The organism is Verrucomicrobiota bacterium, from assembly GCA_019247695.1.
Classification (GTDB): domain Bacteria; phylum Verrucomicrobiota; class Verrucomicrobiia; order Chthoniobacterales; family JAFAMB01; genus JAFBAP01.
In genome coordinates, this window is sequence record JAFBAP010000056.1 from 1 (window position 1) to 6233 (window position 6233).

General features: G+C 60.2%; 6 protein-coding genes and 1 pseudogene. 3 read left to right on the forward strand and 4 right to left on the reverse strand.

Annotated features, from left to right (window positions below):
- The coding region (locus JO015_05890) for a hypothetical protein (GenBank protein ID MBV9998629.1) at positions 1 to 168 on the forward strand (168 nt) is incomplete at its 5' end.
- A gap of 689 nt (positions 169 to 857) precedes the next feature.
- Positions 858 to 1589, forward strand: a complete 732-nt coding sequence (locus tag JO015_05895) for a hypothetical protein (protein ID MBV9998630.1) — start codon at positions 858 to 860, stop codon at positions 1587 to 1589.
- 183 nt (positions 1590 to 1772) lie between these two features.
- Here JO015_05895 and JO015_05900 read toward each other — a convergent pair whose 3' ends face one another.
- The gene (locus JO015_05900) at positions 1773 to 2330 is read right to left on the reverse strand and encodes a Uma2 family endonuclease (protein MBV9998631.1); all 558 of its coding nucleotides are present in this window, start codon (positions 2328 to 2330) and stop codon (positions 1773 to 1775) included.
- A 227-nt stretch (positions 2331 to 2557) separates the two neighbouring features.
- Here JO015_05900 and JO015_05905 point away from each other — a divergent pair.
- Positions 2558 to 2745 (forward strand): annotated as a pseudogene (locus JO015_05905) (Txe/YoeB family addiction module toxin).
- On the opposite strand, the gene JO015_05910 reads toward JO015_05905, so the two are convergent.
- From JO015_05910 to JO015_05920, 3 genes are all read right to left on the reverse strand, one after another.
- Positions 2739 to 3983, reverse strand: a complete 1245-nt coding sequence (locus JO015_05910; protein MBV9998632.1) for a TIGR02584 family CRISPR-associated protein — start codon at positions 3981 to 3983, stop codon at positions 2739 to 2741. The pseudogene JO015_05905 and the gene JO015_05910 sit on opposite strands and share 7 nt — an antisense overlap.
- Positions 3980 to 5293, reverse strand: coding sequence for a TIGR02710 family CRISPR-associated protein (locus tag JO015_05915; protein MBV9998633.1), 1314 nt, complete (start codon positions 5291 to 5293; stop codon positions 3980 to 3982). Before JO015_05915 ends, JO015_05910 begins: the two co-directional genes overlap by 4 nt.
- Positions 5294 to 5381: 88 nt before the next feature.
- Positions 5382 to 5828 (reverse strand): hypothetical protein, encoded by a 447-nt coding sequence (locus JO015_05920; GenBank protein MBV9998634.1) that lies wholly within the window; start codon positions 5826 to 5828, stop codon positions 5382 to 5384.
- Positions 5829 to 6233: the final 405 nt, after the last annotated feature.

Below are 6233 nucleotides of genomic sequence, written 5' to 3' on the forward strand. Positions count from 1 at the left end.
CCGGGATTCCTGGTCATCGCGAGCGTCGTCACCGGAGCCGTGCTCTACTTCCTGAACTGTTCCTTAACGTTCCTGGCCGCCCGGTTCCTTCTCCCGGTCGAAATTCTGGTCTGGTGCGCCGTGTCGCTGGCCCTGGTTGAAATGCCACAAATGAAGAGTGACGGGTAACGGGTAACGAGTAACGAGTAACGAGTAACGAGTAACGAGTAACGAGTAACGAGTAACGGGTAACGAGTAACGAGTAACGGGTGTCGGTCACACGGCGGCCGCAGCGGGTGTGGCGGGCACCACGTAAGAGTTCACACGGCGAACACGGCGAGCCACGGCGACCACCGCGGAAAGAGGAGGAGTTCGGAGTTCGGAGCGGCAGCATGGGCGCCGCCTGTCGGTGTCAAGTCCCGCAGCTGGGATTCTTTTTCTGCGTTCTTCTGCGTGTTCTGCGGATGATTCGGTCTTCCCGCCGGGTGAGCCTGCCCTTCCAGGGAGACTGGACCCGGTTCTACGACGCCGCCGAACTCCGAACCCCGAGCCCCGAACTCTTCCTCTTTCCGCCGTGGTCGCCGTGGCTCGCCGTGTGAACTCAGTCGTCGTGCCCGCCAAACCCGCTGCGGCCGCCGTGTGACCGTAATCTGTGTCAATCTGTGTAATCTGTGGATGCTTTCCTTTTCCGCGTTCTCTGCGTGTTCTGCGGATGATTGTTTCGGTGTTCTCTGTGGCTCGCCGTGGCCGCCGCTCCGGGCAAAGGTCTAAGTTGAACCCTGCTTCCTCATCCGTTACGTTGCGACTCAGGCGTGAGCGAGTTACCCCCAATTGAGTTAATACCGGCGGCTTCTCATCACGGCCCGGTTTTAACCTTGGTGGAAAAAATTGAGGCCGCGCTCGCGCGCCGCCTGCTGCCGACCCTGGCGGATTTGACACGGCCCTGGCCCGAGCTAAACCCGAGCAGTCCGCATCAGCCGCCCGCTTCCGCCTACGCTTTTCTCAGCTACGAGGCGCTACGCTATTACCTGAGATTCGTGTGCCAACTGCAGGATGGCGAGCGTCCCGTCCAGCCGCCGAACGCCTTGGAGACGTTGATCAGTCCGCCCCTGCGGCAGGCGTACCGGCAGTTCTGTCAGGACTTTGGTTTTCCTCTGCCTGCTGAGGGCCGATTCGTGACCAGACTTCAGACGGGTATGGATCGTCTGCTCGGCTGGCAGCTCGATGACCAGCTCCGGGCTGACTTCCGGGGGCGCGTTGCGCCCGTTTTCCGGCGATGGCGCCGGAGACGGACGCTAAAGCCGTACTTTCTCCCTCAGCCCGGACCGGAGCCGGAGCTTGACCCGGGCAGTCCCATCCAGCCAAAACCGGAAACGCTGGCTCGCCTGTGCCGCGCGTCCAGGGTGGTGTACCTCGGGTACGTGAAGGAGCTGCAGGAGAGAAAAGGGGAACTGTGGTGGGAGTTTCCCCATGCCTGTGTGAGCCGGTTGATTCCCGGTTTCTGGGCAGGTTACGAGGCGTTTCATCGCGACTTCTGGCCGAACCTGGACGAGGACGAGCAGCAGTTGGCGGCCGAGCTGGAACGGTGGTCGAAGGCATTGAAAAAGTAGAATAACGGTCGCCGATGCGCTGCTGACGGACGCGGTCGCGAGTGCTTGATGGGGCAACTCATGATCAAGTTGCCCTGACGGCCGGTTGCCACCCGTTTGGCGGGGAGGTATTTCACGGCCGGTACCAATCCTGACGGTTCAACGCGCGCTGCTCGACAGAGGGCTGCGGGTTGGCGGTAGCGCTCAGGGTTGCCCTTTGAGGTCTTGAAAGAGCGCCCCGACGTCGATGGTCACGTCCGGGTACGCTTGGGGTGAGAGCGGGCCTGCGCTGAAGGCCTGGGTTTCATATCCCGGCAAAAGGTGGCGCAAGACGCGGCGGCCCGAGACGTCGATGACCCAATATTCGGGCACGCCGGCCGCTTGGTAGGCCTGAAGTTTCTCGTGGGTGTCCCGGGATAAGGTGCTGCAGGAGATCTCCACAACGAGTTTGGCTTCGGAAGCGTTCGGGTTGGTGGGACGCCCTTCCGGGTCAAGGGCTACCAGCGTCAAATCCGGCCAAGGCTCGTCGTTATCGCCCAGCACGAGGCCGCCTTCCCAGGGGTATAACCCAGGGCGTTCGTGGCGGAGCAATTGGCGCCTGAGGCGCCGCCAAACGGTGGTGTGCGGGTTGCCGGGGACGGGCATGACGAGGATTTTGCCGTCGAGTAGTTCGTAGCGGTAGTCCGGGTCCAGCACCGGTTCGAGGGCGTGGAACTCACGAATCGTGAGTTTGCGGGCTTCGACGGTTGTGTGGAGACTCATGGGCTACCCTGCGATGATACCCGGCACGCGCTCATCGGCCAAGCCTTCCGCGCGAGTGTGTGCCGCTAACGGCGCTTCCGGCGGCTGCGGCTTTGGGCGGCGACAAATCTTGTATTCTTGTTTGTACAGCAGACTGGGCTTGTACTAACCAGAAGCCGGAGTTTAACCTCGTTCTGACCGCAAGGTTCATTGAGGACGTTCGGTACTGGGCGGTCACCGACGCCAAGATGGCCGGTAAGCTTGTGGAACTGGAGGACACCGTGCGCCACGACCCGTTCACCGGGATCGGCAAACCCGAACCGCTTAAAGGGTTAGGAGCTGGGGTGTGTCCCGGCGGATCAATCTTGAACACCGCCTGCTTTACAAGGTAGAAGGCAAGATCGTTTACCTTCTGCAAGGGCGGCATCACTATTGACTCCGTCGCGCGATTCCGGCCGTCGCCGGGGGCAAAGCCGGCTCCGGCGCGGTCGCGATCTGCCGGCCCGGCAAGCTGATGGAAAACCGGCCCGGCTCGGGCAGAAAGGGAAGCAGCGCCATGGCGGCCGATCCGCTCTTTTTCAGTTTGGCGCGAACCCCGGAGATGGCCTTTCGTACCGCCTCATCATCCATTTCGGTGGAGAGCCCCTCCTTTCTCCGCCAATCCGAAAAATTGTCCGCTAACGCTTCCGTTCGCAAGTTTCGACGGTAACCATTCAGCGAATCAAGCGCTTCCTTGTACGTGCCAAACGCAGGCTCGGCGTTACGGGCGCGCTCAGTCAGGAAGAGGATGACGAGTTGCTCTTTGGGCGCGAGCCTGACGCGGGCGCCGTTGATTTCGATCTCGGCTCGGGAACGGTGCACATTTAATGTAATCTCGTCGGCAGCCCGTTCGTGAATTCCCTGGCGGCACCGGGCTATCAGCGCGGAGAAGCTTCCCGGCATGCGGCTCAGCTCTCTTGCGAACAGGTTGCGCAGCGGCACGAAGGGAATATCAGCCAAATCGATGCGTGCCTCGGCCGCATGGACGGTCGTTTTTCCATCCGGCATTTTCAAGATCGCTGCCGGTTGTCCTGGAAAATAAAATCGTGGGTTTAACCTCGGGTCGTCGAACGATTCGCGGACGAGTACGTGCGTCAGACGGTCGGTCTCGCGCCCGATGAGCGTCATGCAGGCGTAGAGAAGTGTGCCCAGCGTCTTGCGCCCCCCAGCGATGGAGGCTACCAGGTGCGTGTCCGGGTTTTCCACGATCGATCGAACCACCTCGAGGATGGAATTGGCCGCGGCCTCGTTCTCCTCGGACGTGCGGATGTCATCGAGGGGCGGTTTGCGGTGCGTCCCTTCGTCCCACCGGGTCAGGACGCGCAGGTCGTCGCTGCTGGCAGGGTCGAAGCGGAGCTTTCCCTTAAGGTTGTGCCCGTCGGTTTCCAGGCGCTCGCGCAGCAAGTCCCACACGCACTCTTCACCGAAGGCCAGTTGCGGCGAAAAAAGCTCACGCTCTATCTGCTCCCTACCGGTGCGGGTTGTAAGGACGATCACCCGGCTCGGTACCAGGGGAGGTTTCTCATGCGCCAGCGCCCAGACCGTTTCGGTTAATACCGCCGGCGACATGCCCGTTACGGCGAGCAGGACGGTTTTGGCGCCCTCAGCCGGTGTACCCGGTAAAGTTTTGTTCACGAACGCGAAGATACCCAACGGGTATCGAAGTCCGGGATCGGATTGGCTTCGCGGGTCAGGTCGAAGCCCAGAAACTCGGCGGCAATCTCTTTCATTTCGTTGAAGCCGTCCGCACTAATGGGGGCGACGCCGTGAGCCAGGATCGAAGCGTTGCGTTTCTCGGTGGCCCGGCGCCATCGGCTGCCCTTCCTGCCGAGCCGCAAATCATTCATCACCTTCTCCGCACGAGCGTCACCGAGCCGGTGAATCGCGCAGAAACAGAGTTCCAGACTCAATTTGACCTCACCGTCTTCATTTGGCCGGGACGGCTCCCAGCCCGCAAGCGCGGCAGGTACTCGGGCGTTTTTCCTGAGGTGCCCATTGATGAACGATCCATTGCTGGCCTCGCTCAGCCAGAGTTGCGCTTGCATCTCCATCGCCCGATAGAGCCGGGCGGCGGCATCTTCATAACGGCCCTGTTTTGCCGTACGTAACGCGTTATCGAGGATCTCACGCATTAGATCGACGCTGACCTCCTCTGTCTTGCATGCCTGGCAGATGGATAGCGAACGCTTTACAAAATCCAGGAGACCAAAATCAGCTACCCGGTCGTAACGCCTGGGATCGGCGATCCGGTCGTAAAGCTTGGGAATGTCCTTCACGGCTGGGCCCAGCCGCTCTGCGGTGTGTCCAAAATCCAGACGGTGCCGAGCTGCCGTTCCATGGGCGACCGAAGCAAGGGTCTCGAACAACGGCCGTTGCGGGACCCGCGGCGCAGTCTGCTCGAGCACGCGCGCGGCGCTTTCAAATAATCCATTGTCCCAGAGATCGCGCACCCGTTCCACTTCACGGATAGCCAACTCTGACCATGGGTTACTTTGGTAAAGCACGCGCTCTTGGCCATCCACGACGATACCCAGGCCGGCCTTCTCGCGCTGCGCACCCCCGACATAGCTGAATTGCTGGAACAACTCCGTCGCGGCCAGCACAAGGGCCGCGCTCATCGCCTTGGTGCCGCCGCTGTAATCCACGAGCACGGTTTCGGGAGCGACCTTCCACTTGCGCAACAGTTCAGGCAGGTGCAGACGCAACTCACGATAGCAAACCTCGAGTTCTTCAAACCGTTCAACTTCTATGAAATCCCGGTCCGGGCGCCAGGTAAGTTGAGCGTGGATCTGATCGGCAATTTTCCGGCTGTCACCGGAACAGAAATACCAAACGTAAAGCGGCCGATGGCTTTCGAGAACTTTCAGGATTGGCGCCGGGGCGCCTCCAACGCTCACGAGCACCGCCTCACAATGCGGGAATTGGGGTGAATCAGTCTGTTTCATAAACGGGCGTTCGACCTAAAAAGGGGCAGGTTGTGTCAGGCAAGACCTGAAGGGTCAACCGAATTGGTCGGGCTTGGTCCCGCTCGCCCTAATCTTTCACAAATCCGGCCAGCTTAAGAACCGGCGGTCTACCTCCGTGAGCCCTGCGGGCTTCCGGACCGAGGATTCGTCCATGAGGCGCTTCGAGTAGTGCCAGCCGGAGTTTTCCGTCGATTCGAACAGGACGCAGGTGAACCACGCTCGCCTGGCGCGGTTTTGCCGAACCTAACGCATTGGGCGACTTACCATTCCTCCGGGCCTGCTCGCGGAGGTCGATCTTCAACAAGCGTCCTGCGTGGCCGCAAAGCTCGACCCAATCACGGAACACCTGATCGACCGACGCGACCTTAAATCCTGCCGTCTTCAAGGAGTCGGAAAGTTCAGCCCATCGCTGTTCGTTCAACGTGTGCTCAGCCGAAGAGAATGCGCCGGCGCACCGGGTCGCACGATAGCCGAGCGCACCGATCGAGAAAAACGCGCGAATGGTCTGAGTCAAGCGCTGACTCACCTCTTGGCTTAAAGGTTGCCGGATCGAGAGGCCTACCTTCGCTTTGCCGCCTGGCGGGATGGCTCCCTTCCCCTCCGGCGCCTGCAGGCGGTTGCCGCAGAAATACCCTATTGATCTTCAGTTAAGTAATATCCGTATTTGGAAAGGGTAGCTCTGAGTCTAACGCACCTTCTGCTCGAGACTTTGCTTTCCTGAAGGTCAATAAAAGGTAGGTCTTACTGTCCATTACGCTGGGGTTGATCCTTTTATACACGAGGTCATAAATAATTGCGAATAGAATTGGGTAGTGATAGTCGTTCCTGCATGAGGACGCTTACCATTGCCGATGCGGGGAAGGTGATTCTGGGCCTGCAAGATGAAATCCGTCGTTCACCGGAGGCGCGCTATGACCAC

What these genes read in the sequence shown, in the direction of transcription:
- JO015_05900 (MBV9998631.1), bottom strand. Translation starts at nt 2,330, where the DNA reads ATGAGTCTCCACACAACCGTCGAAGCCCGCAAACTCACGATTCGTGAG.
- JO015_05915 (MBV9998633.1), bottom strand. Translation starts at nt 5,293, where the DNA reads ATGAAACAGACTGATTCACCCCAATTCCCGCATTGTGAGGCGGTGCTC.